A 24169-nucleotide genomic window follows, 5' to 3' on the forward strand; every position below is an offset into this window, starting at 1 on the left:
CGTCGCTGTCGTACGACGGCGACAACGTCGCTCGTTGCGCGCGCGGGCGTGCCGCGTGGCCGGTGCGACATTGTCGCTGCCGTACGACGGCGACAACGTCGCTCGTTGCTCGCGCGGGCTGTGGGCGTGCGGCCGGTGCGACATCGTCGCTGTCGTACGACGTCGACTTCGGCGTACGACAGCGGTCCACCCGCCGCCGATCGGCCCGCGCGACCCCGGCCCGACCCCGGCTACCGTCGCAGCATGAGCGTCGAGATCCTCCGGTACACCGCCTTCGCCGCAGAGCCGGGCGGCGGCAACCCCGCCGGCATCGTGCTGGACGCAGGCGACCTGTCCGACGACGACATGCTCGCCATCGCGCGCGACGTCGGGTACCCCGAGACCGCGTTCGTCGTCGGGTGGACGCCGTCCGGTCCGCGGGTCCGGTACTTCTCGCCGGGCGCCGAGGTCCCGTTCTGCGGTCACGCGACGATCGCCACCGCCGTGGTGCTCGCCGAGCGCGAGGGCCCCGGCCGCCGGGTGTTCACGACGAACGCCGGCGAGGTCGCGATCGACGCGGGAACGGATGACGACGGCAGGGTCCAGGTCGCGATGACGAGCGTCGAACCCGCGGTGCGGTCGATCGACCCCGCGCGGCTCGACCGGTTGTCGGCGCTCCTCGGACTCGTGCCGGGTGACGTCGCCGAGGGGTTCCCGGTGCTCGAGTCGTTCGCCGGCAACTGGCACCCCGTGGTGGTCCTCGCGGACGAGGAACTGTTCCACCAGTTCCGGTTCGCGCCCGCACCGCTCGCCGAACTCATGCGGGCCAGCGACTGGTCGGGGACGGTCACGGTGTTGCACCGCACGGGGCCGCTCGAGTACGAGGCGCGCAACCTGTTCCCGGTCGGCCGCATCACCGAGGACCCGGCGACGGGTTCGGCCGCGGCGGCGACGGGCGCGTACCTCCGCGAGGTCGGCGCGGTGTCGGCGGGGGACCGCGTCGTGATCCGGCAGGGGCGGCACGTCGGGCGTCCGAGCGTGCTGCTCGTCGACGTGCCGGAGACCGGCGGCATCACCGTGACGGGCGGCGCGACCCCGGTCTGACCCCGACGAACCACGGAACCGACGTCGAACCAGCACGTGCTCGTGGTTCGGCGTCGGTTTCGTGGTTCGACGCGGCAAACCTCTTGACAGCAATAAGTCCATACGGTGGACTAAGTGTGCGCGCGGGCGACGGAGCCCGCGGACATCACCCGTGCAAAGGAGCACCGATGAAACGCACCCGCATCATCGCCGGACTCGCAGCCGTGGCCGTCGCCGCGGTCGGCCTGGCAGGCTGCTCGAGCTCGGGGTCCGCCTCGAGCGACACGATCAAGATCGCGTACCAGAAGTTCGGCGCCTTCCAGCAGCTCGACGCCCAGATGAAGGTCGTCAAGAAGGAGTTCGAGAAGGAGCACCCGGGCAAGAAGGTCGAACTCGTGCCGATCCAGGCGCAGGAGAACGACTACTACACGAAGCTCGCGCTCATGAACAAGGCGCCCGCCACCGCGCCGGACGTCATGTACGAGGACACCTTCCTCGTGAAGTCGGACGCCGAGGCCGGGTACCTGCTGCCGCTCGACAAGTACACGGCGAAGTGGAAGGACTGGGACCAGTTCTACGACAACGCGAAGCAGGCCGGTCAGGGCGACGACGGCAAGATCTACGGCATCCCGATGGGCACCGACACCCGGGCGCTCTGGTACAACAAGGACATCTTCGCCAAGGTCGGCCTGCCGGTGCCGTGGCAGCCGAAGACCTGGGACGACGTCCTCGCCGCCGCGAAGACCATCAAGGAGAAGGACCCGGGCGTCATCCCGTTCAACCTGTACTCCGGCAAGCCGCAGGGCGAGGCGTCGACGATGCAGGGCTTCGAGATGCTCCTGTACGGGGCGGACGGCTCGGGCAACACGCTCTACAAGGACAACAAGTGGGTCGTCGGCTCGAAGCAGTTCCAGGACTCGCTGCAGTTCGTCAAGGACGTCTACCAGGGCGGCCTCGGCCCGACACCGCAGCAGGCGCTCGACAGCCAGGTCGGCACGACGATCGCGCAGACGTGGCTCCCGAAGGGCCAGCTGGCGATCGACCTCGACGGATCGTGGCAGTCCGGCACCTGGCTGAAGTCCGGCACCGCGCCGTGGGCTGACTGGTCCAAGGTGATGGGCCAGGCGCCGATGCCGACCCAGAACGGTCAGGACCCGGGCTACAACTCGATGTCCGGTGGCTGGACCCTCGCCGTCGGCAAGAACTCGAAGAACCCGCAGGCCGCGTTCGACTTCATCTCGACCTTCCTCAACCAGAAGGGCTCGCTGAAGTACGACATCGAGAACAGCCAGATCGCGGTCCGCAAGGACGTCGCCGAGGACCCGTCGTACGACGCCTCCAACCCGACGTTCAAGTTCTTCTCCGGCCTCGTGGAGCACACGAACTTCCGCCCGGCGACGACCAACTACTCCCAGGTGTCCAACGCCATCCAGGTGGCGATGGAGTCGGTCATGACCGGCCAGCAGACGCCGAAGCAGGCGGCGGCCGCGTACGACTCCTCGGTCGAGGGGATCGTCGGCAAGAAGAACACGGTCTCCGGCTGACGGACTGGAGGCGCGGTGNCGCCTCCCGTCAGCCCGACCCACCCACCTTCGGACCCTCTCCGCACCCGGAAGGCAACCCCCGTGTCCAGCACCCCTCTCGCGCCGACGCTGTCGGCGCCCGGCGCGCCGAAGCGCACCGATCCACCAGCACCGCGCAAGCGGCGCCCGCTGCGGAACGTGGGACGAGCCGTCCCGCTCCTCCCCGCCGTCGTCCTCCTCGTCCTCTTCCTGCTCGGCCCCGTCATCTCGTCGTTCTACGGGTCGTTCACCAACTCCGCCCTCACCGGCGTCGGCGCCGCGGACCAGCAGTTCGTCGGCCTGAAGAACTACGTCGAACTGTTCCAGGACCCGGACTTCCCGAAGTCGGTCATCCTCACCATCGTGTTCCTGCTCGCCTCGGCCGTCGTGGGGCAGAACGTGCTCGGACTGGGACTGGCACTGCTCATGCGGAGCGCGAACCGAGCCGTCCGGGCGATCGTCGGCACGTTCGTCGTCGCCGCCTGGGTCCTGCCCGAGATCGTCGCGTCGTTCGCCGCGTACGCGTTCTTCAACGACAAGGGCACGCTCAACACGTTCCTGGCCGGCATCGGCATCAGCGGCCCGAACTGGCTCTACACGTACCCGATGCTCGCCGTCATCCTGGCGAACATCTGGCGCGGGACGGCGTTCTCGATGCTCGTGTACTCCGCCGCCGTCCAGGAGGTGCCCGAGGAGATCACCGAGTCCGCCGAGGTCGACGGCGCGACCGGGTGGCAGCGGCTCGTCTTCATCACGCTGCCGGTGATCCGCCGGTCGATCTCGACGAACCTCATGCTCACGACGCTGCAGACCCTGTCGGTGTTCACCCTCATCTACGTGATGACGGCCGGCGGCCCCGGGACGAACTCGTCCACCCTGCCGATCCTGGCATACCAGGAGGCGTTCAAGTTCTCGCAGCTCGGGTTCGGGACCGCGATCGCCACGATCCTCCTCATCGTGGGCGCGGTGTTCTCGATCATCTACATCCGGGCACTCAAGCCGGAGGTGGACTGATGGCGCTGACCGTGTCGTCGCCCGACGCGACCACGACCCGTTCGGTGACCGCACCGGGCGCGCTCCACATGACGTCCCCGCGCGGCCGGACCATGCGGTGGGTGGCGAACGTCGTCCTGCTCGTCATCGCGATCTGCTTCGCCGTGCCGCTGCTGTGGCTCGTCCTCGCGTCGGTCGACCCGGACGCGTCGCTCTCCGTGAAGATCCCGTCGCACCTGACGCTCGACAACTTCACGAAGGTGCTCACCCCGGAGCTGTCGTTCATCCCGCTCGCGAACAGCCTGCTCATCTCGGGCGGGTGCGCGCTCGTCACGGTCGTCGTCGCGATCCTGGCCGCCTACCCGCTGTCCCGCTACAAGATGCGCGTGAACAAGCCGTTCCTGTACGGCATCCTGTTCGGCACCGGCCTCCCGATCACGGCGATGATGGTGCCGGTCTACAGCCTGTTCGTGTCGCTCAACCTCATCGACAACGTGTGGGGCTGCATCTTCTTCCTCGCCGCGACGAGCCTGCCGATGGCGATCTGGATGGCGAAGAACTTCATGGACTCCGTCCCGATCTCCCTCGAGGAGGCGGCCTGGACCGACGGCGCCTCGATGCTGACCACCCTCATGCGCATCGTCGTGCCCCTCATGCGACCGGGCATCGCCGTGGTGTTCATCTTCGTGTTCATCCAGGCCTGGGGGAACTTCTTCGTCCCCTTCGTCCTGCTCCTCTCGCCCGAGAAGGTGCCCGCCGCGGTGAGCATCTTCAACTTCTTCGGACAGTACGGGGCGGTGGCGTACGGGCAGCTCGCGGCGTTCTCGATCATCTACTCCGTGCCCGTCATCGCCCTCTACGTGCTCGTGTCCCGGGGCCTCGGCGGCGGCAACGCCCTCGCCGGCGGCATCAAGGGCTGACACGCGCCGTCCCACGATCCGTCCACCTGGAAGGAACCCCATGCACCACGACGAACCCCTCGTCGAAGCCCGCATCGCCCGACTCGTCCGGGACCGCATCGACCCAGCGGTCCACCGCCGGTCCGCGCCGGTCGAGATCGCGGCGTGGACCGTGCCGGACGAACCGGTGCCGTTCGACGTCGCGGTCGCCGCCGAGTACGAGCCGTTCGAGGTGGGCGGGTCCTGGGGCGGTCGCCCCTGGGGCACGACCTGGTTCCGCGTCCGCGGCACCGTGCCGGACGACTTCGGGACGGCGCCGGGCACCACCGCGGAACTCCTGGTGGACCTCGGCTTCACGAAGCGGCAGCCCGGCTTCCAGGCCGAGGGCCTCGCCTGGCGTCCGGACGGGTCGACGATCACGGGCATCGAGCCGCGGAACGACACGGTGCCCGTCGAGGTCGGACCGGGTGAGTCCTTCGAGCTGTACGTCGAGGCCGCCGCGAACCCGGACATCGGCGGCGACTCGTTCCAGGGCGCCACCCCGCTCGGGTCGCGGTCGACGGCGGGCACGGAACCGATCTACCGGCTCCGCGCACTCGAACTCGTCGAACGCGACGACACCGTGTGGGAGCTGCAGCAGGACTTCTGGGTGCTGCGGGGGCTCATGGCCGAGCTGCCGACCGACGGTACCCGCGGCGCCGACATCCTCCGGGTACTCGAACGCGCCGCCGACGCCATCGACCCCGACGACGTCGCCGGGACCGCCGCCGACGCCCGTGCCGTCCTCGCCCCGGCACTCGCCGTCCCCGCCAGCGCCGCCGCACACCGGGCGGTCGCGGTCGGGCACGCCCACATCGACTCCGCCTGGCTCTGGCCCGTCCGGGAGACGATCCGGAAGTGCGCCCGCACGTTCTCGAACGTGCTCGACCTGATGGACCGCGACCCGGACTTCACGTTCGCCTGCTCGTCCGCGCAGCAGTACGCGTGGATCCGGGACGGCTACCCGACGATCTGGGCGCGGATCAAGGAGCGCGTCGCCGAGGGACGGTGGATCCCGGTCGGCGGCATGTGGGTCGAGTCGGACACGAACCTGCCCGGCGGGGAGGCCCTCGCACGCCAGTTCGTCGCCGGCAAGCGGCTGTTCCTCGAAGAGTTCGGCATCGACACCCCCGAGGCCTGGCTGCCCGACTCGTTCGGCTACTCGGGCGCCCTGCCGCAGATCGTCCGGGCCGCGGGCTCGAAGTGGTTCGTCACGCAGAAGCCCTCGTGGAATGAGACGAACGTCATCCCGCACACCTCGTTCCACTGGGAGGGCATCGACGGCTCCCGCGTCCTGACCCACCTGCCCCCGGCGGACACGTACAACTCTGACGTCTCGCCCGCCGACCTGCACCGGGGTGAACGGCAGAACAAGGAACGCGGCGTCGCGAACACCTCGATGCTCCTCTACGGCTTCGGTGACGGCGGTGGCGGCCCCACCCGCGAGATGGTCGCCGCGGCACGTCGGCAGCACGACCTGGACGGTTCCCCGCGGGTCGACCTCGGCACCCCCGCCCAGGTGTTCGAGGACCTCGAGGCCGCGCTCCCCGCGCCGGCGGTGTGGTCGGGGGAGATGTACCTCGAGTTCCACCGCGGCACGTACACGTCGCAGATCCGCACCAAGCAGGGCAACCGTCGCTCCGAGCACCTCCTGCGCGAGGCCGAGCTCTGGGCGGCGACGGCGGCTGTCCGGCTCGGACTCGACTACCCGTACGACGAACTCGAGGAGGCCTGGCACACCGTCCTCCTGCAGCAGTTCCACGACATCCTGCCGGGCTCGTCGATCGCCTGGGTGTACGAGGTCGCCGAGGAGAACTACGCCCGCGTGGCCGAGGTGCTCGAGGGGCTCATCGGCAACGCCACGACGGCGCTCGCGAACGGCGGCGCCGCGGCGCTCGCCGGGGTCGGCGCGTCGTCGACCGCACTGGCCGGAGGCGGTGATGCGCTCCTCGACGCGCCGACGGGCCCGGACGCGATCGGCGGCACCGGCAGCTCCGGCACCGTCGTGTGCTTCAACGCCGCCCCGGTGTTGGCGGGGGACGTAACCGCCCTGGGTGGTTCCGTCGGTGAGGAGCCGCGAGCCGTGCCTCCCGTCCCGAACGGCGACCGCTTCGTGTTCGACACCGGTGTGGCGACCGCGACCATCGACGCCGACGGCCACCTCGTCTCGTTCCTCGACCACGCGACCGGACGCGACGCCGTCGCCCCGGGTTCGTCCGCGGCGGAGTACACCGTCTTCCGGGACACCCCGAACCAGTGGGAGGCGTGGGACATCGACCGCGCGTACCAGCGCAGCGGGACCGTGCTGTCGGCGACGTCCGTGTCCGTCTCCGGCGACGAGCTCGTGGTCGTCCGACCGTTCGGCTCGTCCACCGTCACGACCCGGTACTCCGCGGTCGCGGGCGAGCCCGAGCTGACGGTCCGGACCGAGGTCGACTGGCACGAGCACCAGAAGCTGCTGAAGCTGGCGTTCCCGCTGGACGTCCGGGCCTCGTCCGCGTCGAGCGAGATCCAGTTCGGGCACATCGAGCGACCGACGCACCAGAACACCTCGTGGGACATGGCCCGCTTCGAGACAAGCGCCCACCGCTGGGTGCACGTCGCGGAACCGGGCTTCGGCGTCGCCGTCGCGAACGACTCGACGTACGGGCACGACATCACCCGGGACACCCGGCCCGACGGCGGTACGACCACGCTCGTGCGCGAGTCGCTGCTACGGGCCCCGACGTTCCCGGACCCGCACGCCGACCAGGGGCACCACGTGTTCCACACCGTGCTGCGGATCGCGCCCTCGGTGCTCGACGCGGCGGACTCCGGGTACCGGCTCAACCTGCCGGTGCGCCGGGTCGCGGGGTCGTCCAGCGTCGAACCGCTCGTCACGGTGTCCTCGCCGCAGGTGTTCGTCGAGGCCGTCAAGCTCGCCGAGGACCGCTCCGGGGACGTCGTCGTGCGGCTCTACGAGGGGTCCGGCGGTCGCGCGGCGGACGTCGGCATCGACTTCGGGTTCGAGGTGGCGTCGGTCGCGGCCGTGGACCTCTTGGAACGCCCGGCGGGGGACTCGTGGGGAGCGGGGGAGCCGGTCGTGCTCACCCTCCGGCCCTTCGAGATCGTGACCCTGCGGGTGCGCCGGGCCTGAGGCAGCGGGTCCGGCCGGGAGACCGCGGCGCCGGACGGGACACGGGTGCGTTCCGTCCGGCGCCGTGCTGCGTGCGGGTGCAGGACCGCTCGGCTACCGTCCACCCCATGGCAGTCACCGAGATCTGGCTCGTCCGCCACGGGGAGTCCACCGCCAACGTCGCCGCGGCCCGGGCCGAGGCCGCAGGGGCGGAGGTCATCGAGGTCGACCACCGGGACGCCGACGTCCCGCTGAGTCCCCTCGGCGAGGAACAGTCCCGAGCGCTCGGCGCCGAGCTCGCCGACCGCGGCGTGGACGACGTCCCGGTGGCGCTCTGGGTGTCGCCGTACCTGCGGGCCCAGCAGACCATCGGGATCGCGCTCGAGGCGGGCGGACTGCGGGAACCGTCGCGCCGCGTCGACGAACGGCTCCGGGACCGCGAGCTCGGCGTGCTCGACCTGCTCACCAGCACCGGCGTCCGCAACCGGTTCCCGGACGAGGAGCGCCGCCGCCGGTGGCTCGGCAAGTACTACCACCGGCCCGCGGGCGGCGAGTCCTGGGCGGACGTGATGCTCCGGCTCCGGTCGCTGCTCGTCGACGTCGACCGGCTCGACGGCCCGGATCGGCTGCTCGTCGCGGCGCACGACGCCGTCGTCATGCTCACCGTCGCGGTGTGCCTCGACCTCGACGAGCCGGCGATCATGGAGTTCGCCCGGACGCACACGGTCGCGAACGCCTCGCTCACGAGACTGCGACGCGACGCGGTCGGCGCGCCGTGGACCCTCGAGGAGTTCTCCGCCGTCGAGCACCTCGCCGAGTCGCCCGACGCCGAGGTCACCGAGCACAGCGGCCGGAAGGACGACGCCCGTGTCCGCTGAACCGATCACTCCGAACGTCCTCCGCTCCTGGCCCCTCCCCGAGGCCGGGGCCGGCAAGTACGACCGCGGGCAGGTGCTCGTCATCGGCGGTGCCGCGCGCACCCCCGGCGCCGCGCAGCTCTCCGCCCTCGCGGCACTCCGGGTCGGCGCGGGCCGGCTCACCCTCGCCGTCGCCCGGAGCGTCGCGCACGAGGTCGCGGTCGCCGTCCCCGAGTCCGGCGTCGAACCGCTCGACGAGGACGCGGACGGCCACGTCGCCGTCGGTGCGATCGAGGGTGTCGCCGCGGACGCCGGCAGCGCCGACGCCGTCCTGGTCGGCCCCGGGCTCGACGAACCGGACGGCAGCCGGGACCTCGTCGCGGGCATCGCCGGCGTCGTCGGTCCGGACGCCACGGTCGTGCTCGACGCCTTCGCGCTCGGTGTCGCCGCGGACGTCCGGGACCGGCTCGAACCGTTGCGCGGTCGGCTCGTGATGACCCCGAACAGCGGGGAGGCGGAGCGGCTGCTCGGGCGCGAGTGCAGCGACGACGAGGCGGACGCCCGGGCGATCGCGGAGCGGTTCGGAGCCGTCGTCGCGCTCGCCGACGTCATCGCTGCTCCGGACGGACGGGCCTGGGTGAAGGGCACGGGGTCGGGCGGGCTCGGGACGAGTGGCAGCGGGGACGTGCTCTCCGGCGCGATCGTCGGACTCCTCGCGCGCGGTGCCGAGCCGGCGCAGGCAGCGGCGTGGGCGTCGTACGTGCACGCTGCCGCGGGGGACCGGCTGGCGGTGCAGGTCGGACCGCTCGGCTACCTCGCGCGGGAGCTCGTCACCGAGATCCCCCGCGTGCTGGTCGAACTCGGCGGCTGAGCGACCGCGACGCGAAGGACGCGCCCGGCACGCCCGCCGCGACGCGCAGGCCGGCCGCGACGCGCAGCCCGGCCGCGACGCGCAGCCCCGCCGCGCCGCCTGCTCAGGACCGCAGCGACTCCACCGCCTTCTCGATGCGCCGCTGCCGCGTCTCCGGCGCCTTCGCCTGCTCGACTGGGTCCACGATCGCCCGCTGCCGGGAGTTCGACAGCGTGTCGAACGCCGCCCGCACCCCCGCGTCGTGCAGCGCCGCGGCCAGGTCGGTCGGCACGTCGACGACCCGGGGCTGCGCGTCCACCTCGATCCGGACCTCCACCGTGTCCCCGGCCTCGAGGCCCGCTGCCGCCCGGTGCTCCGCCGACAGCGGCACGAGGAACTGCTCGTTCATCACCCCGACCGTGGACCGGTAGGTGTAGCCACCGTCCAGCGTGACCACCACGGGCGGACGCTTCCCCGCGCCCAGCGCGTCGATGACGTCGGACGGGACCGGCAGCCCGGTCGCCGTCTTCCGTGCCAGCAGGACCGTCGTCGTGAACTGCATGCGTGCCTCCAGGCCGTCAGTCGCGGCACAGCATCGCCGCTGCCACAGGCGAAACCGTACAGGCGCACCCGCTGTTCCGCCACCGTTCACCATCGCAGCACGGACCGGAAACCGGCCGCGTCCACGATCATCCAGAACCCGAACCCCGGGACCCACATCCCCTCCCGAAAGGCACATCCCGTGCAGCACAAGCGCACCCTGGCCGGCATCGCCCTGGCCGCCGCCGCGATCGTCACCCTGGCCGGATGCTCGGCGACGAGCTCCGCGAGCACGACGAAGGACGACACCGACTGGAAGACCGCCACCAGCGCCCAGTCCGCGGGCGGCATGGACGCCCTGGTGAAGGCCGCCAAGGCGGAGGGGCAGCTCAACGTCATCGCGCTGCCGCCGTCGTGGGCCAACTACGGCAAGATCATCGACGGCTTCACGAAGAAGTACGGGATCAAGATCAACTCCGCGAACCCGAACGGCTCGAGCGCCGACGAGGTCGCCGCGGTGAAGTCGCAGAAGGGCCAGTCGACGGCCCCCGACGTGCTCGACCTCGGCAACGCGGTCCTGCAGCAGAACCTCGACCTCCTCACCGACTACAAGGTGGCGAACTGGGACGACATCCCCACGACGCTCAAGGACAGCAAGGGCGCGTGGACCCGCGACTACACGGGCCTCATGTCGATCGGCTACGACTCCTCGAAGATCAAGGACGCGCCGAAGGACCTGGGCGACCTGCTCGGCAGCGAGTACAAGGGCAAGGTCTCGATCTCGGGCGACCCGACGCAGGCGAACCAGGCCGCGTCGGCCGTCTACCTCGCCGCGCTCGAGAACGGCGGCTCGGCGGACGACATCACCAAGGGCGTCGAGTACTTCGGCAAGCTCAAGCAGGCCGGCAACTTCCAGAACGTGCTGCCGACGCAGGCGACGGTCGCCTCGGGTGAGACCCCGGTCGTCATCCAGTGGTCCTACAACAACCTCGCCTGGGGCCCCGCTGCCGGCGCCTCCGGCAACAAGAACTGGAAGACGGTCGTCCCGGAGGGTCAGGCCCTCGGCTCGTACTACTCGCAGGCGATCAACAAGGACGCCCCGCACCCGGCGGCCGCGCGCCTCTGGCAGGAGTACATCGCCAGCCCCGAGGTGCAGAACCTGTACCTCCAGGCCGGCGCCTTCCCGTCCACCCTCGCCGCGCTCGAGAAGTCGGGCAAGGTCGACCAGGACGCCCTCGACGCCGCCGGCGGCGCACCGAAGGACTACGTGGAGCTGACCGACGCGCAGGCCACCGCGGCTGCCAAGGTGCTGTCGGCCAAGTGGGCCTCCACGATGGGTTCCTGAGCCGCATGACCAGCGCATCGGCACCGGGCGGGAGCGCGTTCGCGCCGGGCGCGACCCCCGCTCCCGCCACGGCCGGGCCGGCCGCCACCAGCGTCGCGCCGGCCTCCGCCGAAGCCGCCGCCCGCCGCGTCGCCGGACCCCGCGTCCGGCGCCGCGGCGGCGTCGCGTGGCTCGGCCTCACCCCCTTCGCGGCGTACGTCGTGCTCTTCCTCGCGGTGCCCGCGGTGATCGCGGTCGGCAGCGGGTTCTTCGACGCGGCCGGTCACGTCACCCTCGCGAACCTCGCGGCGTTCTCGGACCCGTCGGTGCTTCGTGCCTTCGGCGGCTCGTTCGCGCTGTCGGCCGTCTCCGCCGTGCTCGGGGCCGTCATCGGAGCGATCGTCTGCTGGGCGCTCGCCGCGCTCCGGCCCGACGGGCTCGTCCGCTCGATGATCGACTCCGCCGCCAGCGTCCTCGCGCAGTTCGGCGGCGTCATGCTCGCGTTCGCGTTCATCGCCACGATCGGCGTGCAGGGACTCGTCACGTCGTGGCTGGTGTCGGCGTTCCACATCGACCTCAACGCGAACGGCACCTTCCTCTACACGGTGCCGGGCCTCGTCATCCCCTACGTCTACTTCCAGGTGCCGCTGATGGTCCTCACGTTCATGCCCGCACTCGAGGGCGTCAAGGCGCAGTGGGGCGAGGCCGCCGCCACGCTCGGCGCCTCCCGTGCGACGTACTGGCGTCGCATCGGGCTGCCGGTGCTCGCGCCGGCGTTCTGGGGATCGCTGCTGCTCCTCTTCGCGAACGGCTTCTCGTCGTTCGCGACCGCCGCGGCGCTCATCTCGCAGGGCGGCATCGTGCCGCTGACGATCCGCGCGCAGCTCACCAGCGAGACCATCATCGGGCTGCAGAACGTCGCCGGGGTCCTGGCGTTCGGGATGGTCGTCGTGATGGCGGTCGTCATGGGCGCGTACTCGCTGCTCCAGCGTCGGGCCGCGAGGTGGCAGCGATGACCGCCGCGACGTCCGGTCCGTCGCGTGCGTCCGGTCGGTCGCGTACGTCCGCTCCGTCGCGTCGGCCTGGAGGCGCGGGTCGCCCCGGTGGCTTCGGCGTCGCCCCGTCACGGGTCACCGCCGCCGTCGTGCTCGTCGTCATCGGTCTCGTGTTCGCGGTCCCGCTCGTCGCCCTCGCGGAGTTCACCTTCCGGCAGGGCACGGACGGCTTCACGCTCGCGCACTGGTCGGCGATCACCGATCCGGTGAACGCGCCGACGTACCAGCCCGTGTTCGACGGCCTCGGGGCATCGCTGCTCATCGCGGTCCTCACCGTCGCGATCGTGCTCCTCGTGCTCCTGCCCGCGCAGATCATCACCGCGCTCCGCTACCCCCGCCTGCGCCGCGTGCTCGAGTTCGTGTGCATCGTGCCCATCACGGTGCCGGTCGTGGTGCTCGTCGTCGGGTTCATCCCCGTGTACCAGGTCGTCGCGCAGGTCTTCGGGTCGGACGCGTGGACGCTGGCCTTCGCGATCGGCATCGTCTCGCTGCCCTTCGCCTTCCGGCCGATCGCGGCGTCGATCACCGCGATGGACATGAACGTGCTCTCCGAGGCCGCGCGGTCCCTCGGCGCCTCGTGGTGGACGGTGACGTGGCGGGTGCTCCTGCCGAACCTCCGCCGGGGCATCACCGCCGCGTGCTTCCTCACGATCACGGTCGTCCTCGGCGAGTACACCCTCGCCTCGTTCCTCTCCCGCACGACGTTCCAGACCGCGCTCGTGCTCGTGCAGCAGACCGACCCGTACGTCGCCGCGATCTTCTCGCTCGGCGCCCTCGTGTTCGGGTTCGTGCTGCTCGTCCTCATCGGCCGCGTCGGGACCTCCCGCCGGTCCCGCTCCAAGGAGTCCGCATGACCGTCACCGCCCCCGCCGCCCCGGCGTCGCTCGCCACCGCCGGCGCGACCGTCGAGCTCGAGGCCGTCGAAAAGCACTACGGCACGCACCGCGCCCTCGCGGGCCTGTCGCTCCGGATCGAGCCCGGCGAGTTCGTGTCCTTGCTCGGCCCGTCCGGCTGCGGCAAGACGACCGCCCTCCGCGCCCTCGCCGGCCTCGAGGGGATCGACTCCGGCTCGATCCGCATCGACGGTTCCGACGTCGCGGGCACCCCCGTGAACAAGCGGGACATCGGCATGGTGTTCCAGCAGTACTCGCTGTTCCCGCACATGACCGTGCGGCAGAACGTCGCGTTCGGCCTCGAGATGCGCAAGGTCCCCGCCGCCGAACGCCGGACCCAGGTCGTGGATGCGCTCGACATGGTGCACCTCGCCGAGTTCGCCGACCGGTACCCGCACCAGCTCTCCGGCGGTCAGCAGCAGCGTGTCGCCCTCGCCCGCGCCCTGGTGACCCGCCCGCGCGTGCTCCTCCTCGACGAGCCGCTCTCCGCCCTCGACGCGAAGGTGCGGGTGTCCCTGCGCGACGAGATCCGCCGCATCCAGAGCGACCTCGGCATCACGACCGTGTTCGTCACGCACGACCAGGAGGAAGCGCTCGCCGTCTCCGACCGCATCGCCGTGATGAACGCCGGCGACATCGAGCAGGTCGGCACGCCGGAGGAGCTGTACCGCTCCCCGCGCTCGGCGTTCACCGCGGACTTCGTGGGGCAGTCGAACCGCCTCCGCGGGGACCTGCGCGGCGGCGACGTGTTCGTGTACGGGTTCCGGGTGCCGGCCCTCGACGCCACGGTCGGGGACGGGCCGGTGCTCGCCTACGTCCGCCCGGAGGACGTCGCCTTCGCGTCGGAGGGCGTCACCGGCACGGTGGTCGCGTCGAGCTTCCTCGGCTCCATCCGTCGCACGACCGTCCGGCTCGACGACGACACGGTCGTGACGGTGCAGCACGAGGTCGGCGACCGCCGGACGGCTGGCGACGCGGTGGCCGTGCGGCTGCTCGGCGCACCGGTGGCGGTCGCGTCGATCGCGTAGCCCCGCGGCCCGCGGGCGCGGACCCGTGGGCCCGCGGGCCCGCGCCCACGGCCCCGCGCCCGAGTCTCGGCGCAGCGGCGCCGAGACTCGCGCTGGGCGACACCGCTCGCGCTCCGAAGCCCGAGGACCGTCGCCAGGACCGAGTCTCGCCCGCGCCGGTGACGGACGGGAGGCGCGGTGCGGGCCGGCACCGCGCCTCCCGTCCGCGCGTGGTCGCGCCCGGCGGCCGTGCCGAGACTCGCGCTGGGCGACATCGCTCGTGCTCCGGAGCCCGAGGACCGTCGCCAGGACCGAGTCTCGGCGCCGGGCGGGCGAGACTCGGGGTCAGCGCTGGAAGCGGGCCGCCGGCTCGTCGGCGAGCGCTGCCTGCACACGCGCGAGCATGTTCGCGGACATCTCCGGCAGCGCGTCGACGGGCGCCCAGAACGCCTCGGTGTTCTCGCCGTCGGCCGGGAACGGCTCCCCGGAGACGTACCGGCACGCGAACACGAGGTCGAGGTACTGCGCACGGTCGCCGTTCGGGTACGTCATCTCCGGCAGCGTCTGCACCCACGCCAGACGTTCGGCGACGGCGACGACGTCCGCCTCCTCGAGCACCTCGCGCTCGGCCGCCACCGCCGGTTCCTCGCCGGGGTCGACGATCCCCGTCACCGGGGTGAACGCACGGGTGTCGGCCCGGCGCACGACGAGCAGCTCGCGATCCGGGCCCTCACCGCGGGTGACGACCGCGGTCACCCCGGTCAGCCAGAGCGGATCGTGCCCGATCTTCGAGCGGAGGGACAGGACGAAGTCTGGCGTCGGCATGCCGCCACGCTACCGATGGCACCCTGTCGCGGACTGGTCATGACCAGTAGGCTGTGCTCGTGGAGATCATCATCCTGCCCACGCCGGACGAGGTCGGTCGCGTCGCAGCGGCCAAGATCGCGTCCGTCGTCGCGAAGAAGCCGTCCGCCGTCATCGGAGTCGCCACCGGGTCCAGCCCCCAGGGCATCTACGCCGACCTCGAGCGTCGTGTCCGCGCCGGCGAGATCTCGTTCGCCGAGGCCCGCGCGTTCGCCCTCGACGAGTACGTCGGGATCCCGCTCGAGCACCCGGAGTCCTACGCGAGCGTGATCGCCCGCGACGTCACCGCGCCGCTCGGCTTCGACCCGTCGCGGGTGCGGGTGCCGGACGGCCGCGCCGACGACCTCGAGTTCGCGGCGAAGGAGTACGACGCCGCGATCCGTGCCGCCGGCGGGGTCGACGTGCAGATCCTCGGCATCGGCGCGAACGGTCACATCGGGTTCAACGAGCCGACGTCCTCGTTCGCGTCCCGGACGCGCATCAAGACGCTCGCCCCGTCCACGCGCGAGGCGAACGCGCGGTTCTTCGACAACCTCGACCAGGTGCCGACCCACTGCATGACCCAGGGCCTCGGCACGATCCTCGAGGCGCGCGAGCTCGTCCTCGTCGCACAGGGCCCGACGAAGGCCGACGCCGTCGCCGCCGCGGTCGAGGGACCCCTGTCGTCGTTCGTGCCCGGTTCGGCGCTCCAGCTGCACCAGCACGCCACCGTCGTTGTCGACGAAGAAGCAGCGGCGGGGCTCCGGCTCGCCGACTACTACCGGTACACCTACGAGAACAAGCCGGCCTGGCAGCGCTTCGAGTGACCCTTCGGCTCAGCCGTCGGCGCGCCGCTCGTACGCGCTGCGCAGGCGGCTGAGTCCCTCGTCGAGGGTCTCGGCCGAGCACCCGAAGTTGAGCCGCGCGAAGCCGTTGCCCTGGCGTCCGAACGCCGGCCCGCTGCCGAGCGCCACCTTCGCCTCGTCGACGAGCGCCGCGGCCGGGTCGTCGCCCCACGGCAGTGCGCGCAGGTCGAGCCACGCCAGGTACGACGCCTGTGGCTGCCGGTAGCCGACGCCGGGCAGTACCTCGCCGATCCGTTCGGCCAGGGTGCGCCGGTTCGCCGCGAGCTCGGCGAGCAACGATGCGAGCCAGGGGCCGCCCTCGCGGAACGCCGCGACGCTCGCCGTGTACCCGAGGATGCCGGTGCGCTCGACGACCTCGCCGGGCAGTCCGTCGAACCAGCCACGGGCACGGTCCGACGCGCCGACCATCAGCGCGCACTTCGTCCCCGCGAGGTTCCACGCCTTGCTCGCGCTCGTCAGTGCGACACCGAGACCCGCGGCCTCCTGGCAGGAGTCCAGGAACGGGGTGAACGTGGCGTCCGCGTGCACGAGCGGTGCGTGGATCTCGTCGGACACGACGACCGCGTCCCACTCCGCCGCGAGCCGGGCGAGCGCGGCGAGGTCGTCCCGGGCGTGCACGAGCCCGAGGGGGTTGTGCGGGTTGCAGAGCAGCACCGTGCGGGCTCCGTCGGCGAACGCCCGTGCGATGCCGTCGAGGTCCATGCGCCAGCCGGCGGTCGTGTCGAACGGGTCGGCGTCGCCCTCCGGCGCGAGCAGCGGGACCTCGGTGACGGAGCCGCCGGCCTCGGCGACGTACTCCCAGAACGGCGGGTACACGGGCGGCATGATGACGACCTGGTCGCCCGGCTCGATCACCCGGCGGAGCACCTCCACAGCAGCGACCGAGACGTCCGTGGTGGTCCGGACGAGGTCCGGGTCGACGTGCCAGCCCCAGCGGTCCTCGGCGAAGTCGGTGAAGGCCTCGGGCAGGGCCCGGCCGTGTCCGACGTACCCGGTGTCGCCGTTGGTGACAGCGGTCACGAGGGCGTCCCGGACGGGTTCGGCGAGCATCGTGTCCATCTCGGCGACGAACATCGGCAGCACCTCCGGCGGGTAGGCCGTGTACTTCTCGCTCGTGCGGGTGCGGTGTGCATCGAAGGCGGAGACCATCACGCTCATGGCCTCATCCTGGCAGCGTTCAGCACCGGGCGCCCGGGGTGCTCAGGCCGGACGCATGCCGGCGATCAGGACCTCGGCGAAGCGGTCCGGGTCGTCGACCGTCCGTCCACCGGCCACGGCCGCCGCGCGCATCCCGCACAGCAGCCGCCGGAGGTCGTCCGCGTCGAGGTCGGCGCGGACGAGGCCCGCCGCACGGCACCGCCCGAGCAGCTCGCCGACCTCGTGCACCAGGTCGCCGGCGAGCCCGAGCGTGTCCGCGCACGAGAAGCCGCCGCCGGTGAGCAGGTCGCCGAGGGCCGCGTCGCGCACCATGCTGCGGAAGGCCTCGAACACGACCGCGCGCAGGGACTCCGCCGGGTCCGGCAGGGCCACGGCGTCGCGGACCCGGTCGAGCATCTCCTCGAAGGCGTCGATGGCGAGCGCCTCGAGCAGGTGCTGCTGCGTGGGGAAGTGCCGGTAGGCGGTCCCGACGCCGACTCCCGCCTGGTGCGCGACGGCGTTGAGCAGCGCCGGTTCGCCGCGGTCCACCAGGGTCCGGGCCACGTCCAGCAGCGCGCTCCGGTTGCGCTGGGCGTCCGATCGCAGGGCTGCGGGGCGGGCCAGGGCGTCAGTCATGCGGACAGTCTATCCGGTTGTGCTAGCGTTCCGGATGAGTCATCCGATTTCAGACCCGAGGAGCCGCCGTGCCCAGTACCCGTACCTTCGCGTGGACGCCGTCCGACCTGCCCGACCAACGTGGACGGACCGTCGTGGTCACGGGCGCGACGAGCGGCCTCGGACTCGTCGTCGCCACCACCCTCGCCGCCGCCGGAGCGCACGTCATCGCCGCGGTCCGCGACCCCGGGAAGGCCGCCCGGGTCCTGCCCGACGGCCTGGAGGCGCGGGTCGTCGACACCGCGTCCGTCGCCTCCGTCACCGCCTTCGCCCGGCGACTGGCCGCGGACGGCATCATCCTCGACGCGCTCGTCAACAACGCGGGGGCGTCGCTCGGTGCCTTCGAGCGGACCGACGAGGGGATCGAACGCACCTGGGCGACGAACGTCGTCGGGCCTGCCGTCCTCGCCGACGCCGTGCTGCCGATCCTCGGCGGTCCGGCCCCGAGGATCGTCCTCGTCGGGTCGAACTTCTCGCAGCGGACCCGCCGTGTGCCGCCCGCGGAGGCGCTCGACGACCCGCGCCGCTACGCGCAGCTCCGGGCGTACGTCGACTCGAAGACCGCGGCGGCCGCGCTCGCGGTGGACCTGGGGGAGCGGCTGCGCGCCACCGGGTCGGACGTCCGGTCGGTGATCGCGCACCCCGGCGTCGCCGCGACGGGGATGAACGGCCAGGCGGAGACTCTGACGCAGCGGATCGGCGGCAGGATCGCGCGACTCCTCGCCCGCACCCCCGAGGACGGCGCGCGTTCCACCCTGTGGGCAGCGACCGATCCCGACGTCACCGAGGGCGTGTTCGTCGGTCCCGCGCTCCGGCGTGGTGACCACCGCCTGCACGTCGTGCCCGTGCGGGGCCCCGCCGCCGATCCGGCGTTCCGGTCGGCCGTCCACGCGGCGGTGCAGCGGGCGGCGACCATGCCCTGAGCCCGAGCGACCACGACCGTGCTCCGAGTGCCGGCGACGGCCGGGCGCCGGGAGCGAGCGGCGGCGCTCCGTCAGGGCAGCTCGCGCCCCGCACCCCACACGCGTCGCACCTCGAGCGACGGGGACAGCGCGACGAGGTCCGCCGCGTACCCCGGGACGAGACGACCCAGAGCGTGGAGCAACCGTCGGCCGCGCCGGCCGCACCCACCGCGTCGGTGACGAGTGCGACCCGACCGGGAGCGGCGCGGAAGAGCGTCTCAGCGATGACGGGGTGCATGTGGACTCCGTCGAGGATGAGGTGCTCCTCGACCCGGAGCAGGCGCACGTGCTGCTCGTCTCCACGGCGGTGCCCGGGGTCGAGAGTCACGAACGTCTGCGGCTCCTGTCGGTGATCGGCGCGGCCTGGCGGTTCCCGTGGACCGAGGCGCCGTGCGGTCGACGGTGGCCGGATCGTGACCACGCGCCCGGGAACGATCGGCGAGCATGGTCGCATGGGCCGCAGGACGGGGTTCGCGGTGGTCGGTGTGGTCCTGCTCGCGGCGCTCGCAGGCGGTTGTGCCGGGTTGCTGCCGACCGCGTGTCCGGCCATCGGGTGGAGCAACGTGGTCGAGGTCAGGGTGCCGGGGTCGTCGGACCCTGGGTCCCCCGTCGTGTCCGTGGCCGTCTGTCAGGGGAAGGACTGCACGCCCGGTCTGTCGGCGATCCCCGAACCGACCCGGACGCCAGCTGCCACCGGCGCGGCGACCCCGGCGGCTACGCCGAGCAGCTTGCTCCCTACCCCGGCCGTCACGAAGAGCGGTCCTGGCGTCGCCACCAGTGCGACGCCGCCGAGCGTGATCGACACGACGACGCGCATCGGTGACGTCTGGAACGTCCAGGCCACGACGGGTATCGAGAGCCATGGTCGGGTCGCCCTGCTCGACGCGGACGGGCAGGTCCTGGTGCAGCGCGACGTCGACCTGGAGTGGGTCCGGCACGGCGGCTCGGAGCAGTGCGGCGGCCCTTCGACCGCGCAGGTCGTGGTCGAGCTGCCCTGAACCGGTCGCGGCTAGCGCAGCTCGCGCCCCGCACCCCACACGCGTCGCACCTCGAGCGACGGGGACAGCGCGACGAGGTCCGCCGCGTATCCCGGGGCGAGACGACCCAGGCGGTCCCCGAGGCCCAGCGCGGCCGCCGGCACGCTCGTGAGCGCCGCCACGGCCTCGGGCAGTGTCCGTCCGGCGCGCGTCACCGCGTTCCGCAGCGCGGCGTCCTGCGTGAGGGTCGAGCCGGCGATCGTGTCCGTCCCGGCGACGTGCGCGATCCCGTCGGTCACGGTGACGGCGAGCGACCCGAGCGTGTAGGAACCGTCGGCCGCACCGGCAGCGCCCATCGCGTCGGTGATGAGGGCGACGCGTCCCGGAGCGGCACGCAGGAGCAGCGAGGCGACGGAGGGGTGCACGTGGACGCCGTCGAGGATCAGTTCGAGGGTCACCCGTTCGTCGGCGACGGCGGCGGAGACCGGACCGGGTGCCCGGTGGTGGATGCCCGGCATGGCGTTGAACGCGTGCGTGAGGAGGGTCGCTCCGGCGTCGAACGCGGCGCGTGCCTGGTCGAAGGTGCCGACGGTGTGGCCGACCGCGACCCGGACTCCGGCCTCGACGAACCGCCGGGTCGCGTCGAGGGCGCCGGGCAGTTCGGGCGCGATCGTGATCTGGCGCAGCACGCCCTCGCCCGCGGTCAGGAGCGCGTCCACCGCGTCGGGTGCCGGGTCGATGAGGAACGACTCGTTGTGGGCGCCCTTGTTGTGCGGGGACAGGAACGGGCCCTCGAGGTGGACACCGAGCACGAGCGGGTCGGCGGCCATGACCTCGCGGACGCGGTCCAGCGAGGCGACGAGGGCGTCCACCGGGTTCGCGACGAGCGACAGCACCGAACGGGTGGTGCCGTGTGCGCGGTGCACGGCGAGTGCCGGAGCGATCGTGGCGTCCTCGTACGCGGCCCCGGCACCGCCGTGACCGTGCAGGTCGACGAAACCGGGCGTCAGGACGGCATCACCGAGGTCGACGACCTCGTCGACCGAGGACGCCGCCGGTGCCCCGGCCCCGGCTCCGACCGCGTGGATGCGGTCGCCGTCGACGAGGACCCATCCGTCGTCGGTGGACCCGGCCCCGTCGACGACGCGTGCGGCGCGGACCAGGGTGCGCCGTCCCTCCGGGCCGATGCCCGTCATGGACCCGCTCACCGCGTCTCCTTCCGGAACTGGACCACGCCGGACAGTGCCGCGACGAGGACGAAGACCAAGCCGACCACCGGGTGCCCGATCGAGACCCAGCACGCGCCGGCCGCGACGACGAGCGCGACCTCGACGATCGTCTTGCCGACGACGTCCGTCTCGATCGGCGACGCCGGCGAGCGGAACAGGTACCACACCAGGGCGGCGAACGCCGGAGCGCCGATCATGAACAGGATCCCCGGCATCGGGAACGGCCACGCGAAGTAGCCCCACGTCGCCAGTGACAGCAACCCGAACGTGCAGACGACGATGCGCAGGAGGCGCCAGCCGTCGAACTCGCGGCGGGGCTTCCCGATCGCCGAGGGGTCGGGGACCTCTCCCCAGTCGACCGGGGACTGCGGTGCTGACATGCGCGGACCTACTTGAAGATGATCGTGCGGGCGCCGTCGAGGAGGACCCGGTCCTCCGCGATCCAGCGCACCGCCTGGGTCAGGGTGCGGGACTCCTCGTCCTGCCCGATCGACACGAGCTCGGCGGGGTCCTTCGTGTGGTCGACCCGGACGACGTTCTGCTCGATGATCGGCCCCTCGTCGAGGTCGCTCGTGACGAAGTGCGCCGTCGCGCCGATGAGCTTCACCCCGCGGGCGTGCGCCTGCCGGTACGGGTTCGCGCCCTTGAATCCGGGCAGGAACGAGTGGTGGATGTTCACTGCGCGGCCCTCGAGCGCGGCGCAGAGCTCCGGCGAGAGGATCTGCATGTAGCGGGCGAGGACGACGAGCTCGATGTCGTGCTCCTCGACCGCCTGGAGGATCCGTCGCTCCATGTCCTGCTTCGAGGCCGCGTCGGTGACCGGGCGGTGCTCGAACGGCACCGAGTAGAACGCCGCGAGCTCGGACAGGTCGGCGTGGTTCGACAGCACGAGCGGGACCTCGATCGGGAGCTGTCCGCCGCGCTGCCGGTAGAGGAGGTCGTTGAGGCAGTGCCCGGCCTTCGACACGAGCACGAGCGTGCGCATCGGGCGGCCGACGACGTCGAGCTGGACCCGGGCGGCGTACCGCTCGGCGACGGGGGCGAGCGCTGCCTCGAACGTCGCGCGGTCGACGGGCGCCAGGACCTGCAGGCGCATGAAGAACGTGTTCGTGTCGCCGCTCGAGAACTGCTGCGACTCGGTGATGTTGCCGCTGGCCGCGACGACCGCCCCGGAGACGGCGTGCACGATCCCGGGCTGGTCGTCGCAGACCAGCGTGAGGGTCCAGTGCGTGGGGGTCTGGTCGGTCGGGTCGGTCACCGCATCAGGCTACCGGGATCGAGCGGACGGGAGGCGCGGCGCGGCCCCGCGGTCGGGCCGCGGCCCGTCGGTCAGCGCGGCAGCGGCCGTGCCAGCGCGCGGTCGGAGAGGGTGAGCACGCTGAGCAGCACCGCGACGCCCACGATCACCCACGCCAGCACGTGCAGGTCGGGCGTCGTCGGGGCCTGACCGAACACGCCACCGATCAGCGAGGACGCCCCGATGGCCCCGATGTAGACGCTCGTGCGCGACAGACCCGCGGCGGTGCCGATGTACTCCGACGGCACGACGCGGTACAGCGCCGCCTGGTTCGACACGGAGGCCAACGCCTGCGGGACGCCGAACAGCGCCGGCGCGAGCACGAGCAGGGCCACGGGCGACCCGGCGTCGAGGAACAGGAGCAGCAGCCCGCCGAGGAGCGGCACCACGGCTGCGACGACCAACGGCCCCCGGACGGCGGTCTTCCGCGCGATGAGGAACGACACCACCCCGGCGACCACGGCCGCGGGGAGCTGCAGGTACCCGGCCACGTCGCTCGGGTACCCGGCGACGTCCTGCACCCACTGCGAGAACCCGTAGGTCATCGTGTACGCGAGCAGGTAGGTGAGGAACAGGCGCAGGTAGGTCCGGGACAGGGCGCCGTTCCGGGCGAGCAGCCGCACGTCCACGAAGGGCTTCACGGCACGCAGTTCCCAGAGCACGAGCGCCACGGTCAGGACGACCGCGGTGCCGAGGAGCCACCACAGCCCGGCCGACAGGTCGAGCAGGAACACGAGCAGCGCGGACACGGCGCCGGTCATGAGCAGCATGCCGAACGGGTCGAGCGCGGTGTGCACCGGCAGGTCGTCGTCGTTCCGGGGGCGGAGCCGGTCGGACGGCAGCCACAGCGCGGACACGACGATGCCGAAGACGGCGAGCGGGACGTTGACGAGGAAGATCGCGTGCCACCCGAACGCCCCGATGAGCGCGCCCCCGAGGGGCGGTCCGGCGGCGGCGGACACCAGCGAGGTGATCGACAGCGCGCCGAGGACGAGCGGTGGCGTCGGCTTCCCGATCCGGGCGGAGTGCTGACGCAGGGTCGTCAGGGCCGCCGGGTACGCCGACGACGTCCCGATGCCGATGAGCACGCGGGCGAACACCGCGCCGCCGAAGCCCGTCAGCAGCTCGGGGACGACGCCCGCGACCCCGACGATGACGAGCCCGGTGAGGAACACCTTCTTCGGGCCGAACCGGTCGGCGAGCTTCCCCATCGTGGGTTGGGCCACGGCGCTCGCGAGGTACAGCGCGGCGACGAGCCAGATCGCCTGCGCTGCCCCGATCCTGAGGTCGCGGGAGATCGGCGCGAGGGCGACCGACACCATGGTGGTGTTGATCGGGTTGAGCAGCGGTCCGACCAGGACGGGGACGAGGAGCTTCGGGCCGAAGCCGCTCCCCCGTGGGTCGGTCGTCGGTGCGGCGGGTGTGGAGGCGGTGGCGCTGGACGTGGTGGTCTGCCTTTGCGACGTGGTCGCGTCGGGACGGCCGGGAGGCGCGGCACGCGTCACCGACGCGGGTCGCCCCCGTGGGCGGTCACGGTTCGACGAGGGTTCTCAGGATGGCGAGCGAGCGCGCGACGGTGTCGCGGTCGTCCGGACCGAGCGCCGCGAGACGCTCGGCGAGCAGGCGGGTGCGGGCGCGGTGGGACTCGTCACGGGCGGCCCGGCCGGCGTCCGTGGCGCGGACGATGGTGCGGCGGCCGTCCGCGGGGTCCGGTTCGCGTTCGGCGAGGCCGAGGTCGACGAGCGCCTGGACCGTCGCACCCATGGACTGTGGACGGACGCCCTCGGCGCGCGCGAGCTCCGCCGTGGTGGTGGCACCGTCGCGGACGAGCCGACCGAGGGCGGCGGACTGGGACGCGGTGACCTCGTCGACCTTCCCGACGAGCGTCGTGCGGCGGATGCGTCCGTAGAGCGTCAGCAGGTCGCCGGCGAGGTCGGACGACTCGGACGATTCCATACCGACACGGTACTACTTCGCCAGGGTGACT

Annotated in this window: 24 protein-coding genes; 14 read left to right on the forward strand and 10 right to left on the reverse strand. The window is 72.2% G+C overall.

What is annotated here, in order from left to right:
- The first annotated feature begins 243 nt into the window (after positions 1–243).
- The 7 genes from ACTJKO_RS07190 (at position 244) to ACTJKO_RS07220 (ending at position 9398) form a co-directional block, all read left to right on the forward strand.
- A complete protein-coding gene (locus ACTJKO_RS07190) occupies positions 244–1083 on the forward strand; it encodes a PhzF family phenazine biosynthesis protein (protein ID WP_440687151.1) in 840 nt (279 codons plus the stop codon).
- A 167-nt stretch (positions 1084–1250) separates the two neighbouring features.
- Positions 1251–2606, forward strand: a complete 1356-nt coding sequence (locus tag ACTJKO_RS07195) for an extracellular solute-binding protein (protein WP_440687153.1) — start codon at positions 1251–1253, stop codon at positions 2604–2606.
- 81 nt (positions 2607–2687) lie between these two features.
- Positions 2688–3638, forward strand: a complete 951-nt coding sequence (locus tag ACTJKO_RS07200) for a carbohydrate ABC transporter permease (protein ID WP_440687155.1) — start codon at positions 2688–2690, stop codon at positions 3636–3638.
- Positions 3638–4537 (forward strand): carbohydrate ABC transporter permease, encoded by a 900-nt coding sequence (locus ACTJKO_RS07205; protein WP_440687157.1) that lies wholly within the window; start codon positions 3638–3640, stop codon positions 4535–4537. Before ACTJKO_RS07200 ends, ACTJKO_RS07205 begins: the two co-directional genes overlap by 1 nt.
- A 40-nt stretch (positions 4538–4577) precedes the next feature.
- Positions 4578–7691: an alpha-mannosidase gene (locus tag ACTJKO_RS07210; RefSeq protein WP_440687159.1), complete on the forward strand. Its 3114-nt coding sequence runs from the start codon at positions 4578–4580 to the stop codon at positions 7689–7691.
- Between the two features lie 107 nt (positions 7692–7798).
- Entirely contained in the window at positions 7799–8548 is a 750-nt protein-coding gene (locus ACTJKO_RS07215) for a histidine phosphatase family protein (protein WP_440687161.1), read from the forward strand.
- The gene (locus ACTJKO_RS07220; RefSeq protein WP_440687163.1) at positions 8538–9398 is read left to right on the forward strand and encodes an NAD(P)H-hydrate dehydratase; all 861 of its coding nucleotides are present in this window, start codon (positions 8538–8540) and stop codon (positions 9396–9398) included. Before ACTJKO_RS07215 ends, ACTJKO_RS07220 begins: the two co-directional genes overlap by 11 nt.
- 103 nt (positions 9399–9501) lie before the next feature.
- Here the strand turns inward: ACTJKO_RS07220 and ACTJKO_RS07225 are convergent, their stop codons facing one another.
- The gene (locus ACTJKO_RS07225) at positions 9502–9939 is read right to left on the reverse strand and encodes a YdeI/OmpD-associated family protein (RefSeq protein WP_440687165.1); all 438 of its coding nucleotides are present in this window, start codon (positions 9937–9939) and stop codon (positions 9502–9504) included.
- A gap of 180 nt (positions 9940–10119) precedes the next feature.
- On the opposite strand from ACTJKO_RS07225, the gene ACTJKO_RS07230 reads away from it, so the two are divergent.
- The 4 genes from ACTJKO_RS07230 to ACTJKO_RS07245 are packed head-to-tail and all read left to right on the forward strand — an operon-like array spanning position 10120 to position 14217.
- Positions 10120–11262, forward strand: coding sequence for an ABC transporter substrate-binding protein (locus ACTJKO_RS07230; RefSeq protein WP_440687167.1), 1143 nt, complete (start codon positions 10120–10122; stop codon positions 11260–11262).
- A 5-nt stretch (positions 11263–11267) separates the two neighbouring features.
- Positions 11268–12257 (forward strand): ABC transporter permease, encoded by a 990-nt coding sequence (locus ACTJKO_RS07235; protein ID WP_440687169.1) that lies wholly within the window; start codon positions 11268–11270, stop codon positions 12255–12257.
- Positions 12254–13150, forward strand: coding sequence for an ABC transporter permease (locus ACTJKO_RS07240; protein WP_440687171.1), 897 nt, complete (start codon positions 12254–12256; stop codon positions 13148–13150). Before ACTJKO_RS07235 ends, ACTJKO_RS07240 begins: the two co-directional genes overlap by 4 nt.
- The gene (locus ACTJKO_RS07245) at positions 13147–14217 is read left to right on the forward strand and encodes an ABC transporter ATP-binding protein (RefSeq protein WP_440687173.1); all 1071 of its coding nucleotides are present in this window, start codon (positions 13147–13149) and stop codon (positions 14215–14217) included. The genes ACTJKO_RS07240 and ACTJKO_RS07245 overlap by 4 nt, the downstream gene beginning before the upstream one ends.
- Positions 14218–14541: 324 nt before the next feature.
- Here the strand turns inward: ACTJKO_RS07245 and ACTJKO_RS07250 are convergent, their stop codons facing one another.
- Complete coding sequence (locus ACTJKO_RS07250) at positions 14542–15021, reverse strand: NUDIX hydrolase (RefSeq protein WP_440687175.1); 480 nt, start codon at positions 15019–15021, stop codon at positions 14542–14544.
- A gap of 59 nt (positions 15022–15080) precedes the next feature.
- Here ACTJKO_RS07250 and nagB point away from each other — a divergent pair, with 59 nt between their 5' ends.
- Positions 15081–15866 (forward strand): glucosamine-6-phosphate deaminase, encoded by a 786-nt coding sequence (gene nagB, locus ACTJKO_RS07255; RefSeq protein WP_440687177.1) that lies wholly within the window; start codon positions 15081–15083, stop codon positions 15864–15866.
- Positions 15867–15875: 9 nt separating this feature from the next.
- Here nagB and ACTJKO_RS07260 read toward each other — a convergent pair whose 3' ends face one another.
- Both ACTJKO_RS07260 and ACTJKO_RS07265 read right to left on the reverse strand, forming a co-directional pair.
- Positions 15876–17063: a MalY/PatB family protein gene (locus ACTJKO_RS07260; RefSeq protein WP_440687179.1), complete on the reverse strand. Its 1188-nt coding sequence runs from the start codon at positions 17061–17063 to the stop codon at positions 15876–15878.
- Between the two features lie 42 nt (positions 17064–17105).
- A complete protein-coding gene (locus tag ACTJKO_RS07265) occupies positions 17106–17678 on the reverse strand; it encodes a TetR/AcrR family transcriptional regulator (protein ID WP_440687181.1) in 573 nt (190 codons plus the stop codon).
- A 68-nt stretch (positions 17679–17746) separates the two neighbouring features.
- Between ACTJKO_RS07265 and ACTJKO_RS07270 the strand changes: the two genes are divergently transcribed.
- The gene (locus tag ACTJKO_RS07270; protein WP_440687183.1) at positions 17747–18640 is read left to right on the forward strand and encodes an SDR family NAD(P)-dependent oxidoreductase; all 894 of its coding nucleotides are present in this window, start codon (positions 17747–17749) and stop codon (positions 18638–18640) included.
- A gap of 667 nt (positions 18641–19307) precedes the next feature.
- On the opposite strand, the gene ACTJKO_RS07275 is transcribed toward ACTJKO_RS07270, so the two are convergent.
- Positions 19308–19484 carry a hypothetical protein gene (locus tag ACTJKO_RS07275; protein WP_440687185.1) on the reverse strand — a complete coding sequence of 59 codons (177 nt, stop codon included), beginning with the start codon at positions 19482–19484 and terminating at the stop codon, positions 19308–19310.
- Here ACTJKO_RS07275 and ACTJKO_RS07280 point away from each other — a divergent pair.
- Positions 19474–19677, forward strand: a complete 204-nt coding sequence (locus ACTJKO_RS07280) for a hypothetical protein (protein WP_440687187.1) — start codon at positions 19474–19476, stop codon at positions 19675–19677. The two genes, ACTJKO_RS07275 and ACTJKO_RS07280, sit on opposite strands and share 11 nt — an antisense overlap.
- Positions 19678–19688: 11 nt before the next feature.
- On the opposite strand, the gene nagA is transcribed toward ACTJKO_RS07280, so the two are convergent.
- From nagA to ACTJKO_RS07305, 5 genes are all read right to left on the reverse strand, one after another.
- Positions 19689–20852 (reverse strand): N-acetylglucosamine-6-phosphate deacetylase, encoded by a 1164-nt coding sequence (gene nagA / locus ACTJKO_RS07285; RefSeq protein WP_440687618.1) that lies wholly within the window; start codon positions 20850–20852, stop codon positions 19689–19691.
- Between the two features lie 8 nt (positions 20853–20860).
- Positions 20861–21265 carry a YrdB family protein gene (locus ACTJKO_RS07290; RefSeq protein WP_440687189.1) on the reverse strand — a complete coding sequence of 135 codons (405 nt, stop codon included), beginning with the start codon at positions 21263–21265 and terminating at the stop codon, positions 20861–20863.
- Positions 21266–21273: 8 nt separating this feature from the next.
- Positions 21274–22143, reverse strand: coding sequence for a formyltetrahydrofolate deformylase (purU, locus tag ACTJKO_RS07295; protein ID WP_440687191.1), 870 nt, complete (start codon positions 22141–22143; stop codon positions 21274–21276).
- A 71-nt stretch (positions 22144–22214) separates the two neighbouring features.
- On the reverse strand, positions 22215–23687 hold the full coding sequence (locus ACTJKO_RS07300; protein ID WP_440687193.1) for an MFS transporter: 1473 nt from the start codon (positions 23685–23687) through the stop codon (positions 22215–22217).
- A 25-nt stretch (positions 23688–23712) separates the two neighbouring features.
- Complete coding sequence (locus ACTJKO_RS07305) at positions 23713–24138, reverse strand: MarR family winged helix-turn-helix transcriptional regulator (protein ID WP_440687195.1); 426 nt, start codon at positions 24136–24138, stop codon at positions 23713–23715.
- Between the last annotated feature and the right edge of the window lie 31 nt (positions 24139–24169).

Source organism: Curtobacterium sp. 22159 (assembly GCF_052045775.1).
GTDB lineage: Bacteria > Actinomycetota > Actinomycetes > Actinomycetales > Microbacteriaceae > Curtobacterium.

What these genes read in the sequence shown, in the direction of transcription:
- ACTJKO_RS07305 (WP_440687195.1), bottom strand. Translation starts at nt 24,138, where the DNA reads ATGGAATCGTCCGAGTCGTCCGACCTCGCCGGCGACCTGCTGACGCTC.
- ACTJKO_RS07235 (WP_440687169.1), top strand. Translation starts at nt 11,268, where the DNA reads ATGACCAGCGCATCGGCACCGGGCGGGAGCGCGTTCGCGCCGGGCGCG.
- ACTJKO_RS07195 (WP_440687153.1), top strand. Translation starts at nt 1,251, where the DNA reads ATGAAACGCACCCGCATCATCGCCGGACTCGCAGCCGTGGCCGTCGCC.
- nagA (WP_440687618.1), bottom strand. Translation starts at nt 20,852, where the DNA reads ATGACGGGCATCGGCCCGGAGGGACGGCGCACCCTGGTCCGCGCCGCA.
- ACTJKO_RS07290 (WP_440687189.1), bottom strand. Translation starts at nt 21,265, where the DNA reads ATGTCAGCACCGCAGTCCCCGGTCGACTGGGGAGAGGTCCCCGACCCC.
- ACTJKO_RS07240 (WP_440687171.1), top strand. Translation starts at nt 12,254, where the DNA reads ATGACCGCCGCGACGTCCGGTCCGTCGCGTGCGTCCGGTCGGTCGCGT.
- ACTJKO_RS07190 (WP_440687151.1), top strand. Translation starts at nt 244, where the DNA reads ATGAGCGTCGAGATCCTCCGGTACACCGCCTTCGCCGCAGAGCCGGGC.
- ACTJKO_RS07205 (WP_440687157.1), top strand. Translation starts at nt 3,638, where the DNA reads ATGGCGCTGACCGTGTCGTCGCCCGACGCGACCACGACCCGTTCGGTG.
- ACTJKO_RS07250 (WP_440687175.1), bottom strand. Translation starts at nt 15,021, where the DNA reads ATGCCGACGCCAGACTTCGTCCTGTCCCTCCGCTCGAAGATCGGGCAC.
- ACTJKO_RS07260 (WP_440687179.1), bottom strand. Translation starts at nt 17,063, where the DNA reads ATGAGCGTGATGGTCTCCGCCTTCGATGCACACCGCACCCGCACGAGC.
- ACTJKO_RS07225 (WP_440687165.1), bottom strand. Translation starts at nt 9,939, where the DNA reads ATGCAGTTCACGACGACGGTCCTGCTGGCACGGAAGACGGCGACCGGG.
- ACTJKO_RS07265 (WP_440687181.1), bottom strand. Translation starts at nt 17,678, where the DNA reads ATGACTGACGCCCTGGCCCGCCCCGCAGCCCTGCGATCGGACGCCCAG.
- ACTJKO_RS07245 (WP_440687173.1), top strand. Translation starts at nt 13,147, where the DNA reads ATGACCGTCACCGCCCCCGCCGCCCCGGCGTCGCTCGCCACCGCCGGC.
- ACTJKO_RS07210 (WP_440687159.1), top strand. Translation starts at nt 4,578, where the DNA reads ATGCACCACGACGAACCCCTCGTCGAAGCCCGCATCGCCCGACTCGTC.
- ACTJKO_RS07215 (WP_440687161.1), top strand. Translation starts at nt 7,799, where the DNA reads ATGGCAGTCACCGAGATCTGGCTCGTCCGCCACGGGGAGTCCACCGCC.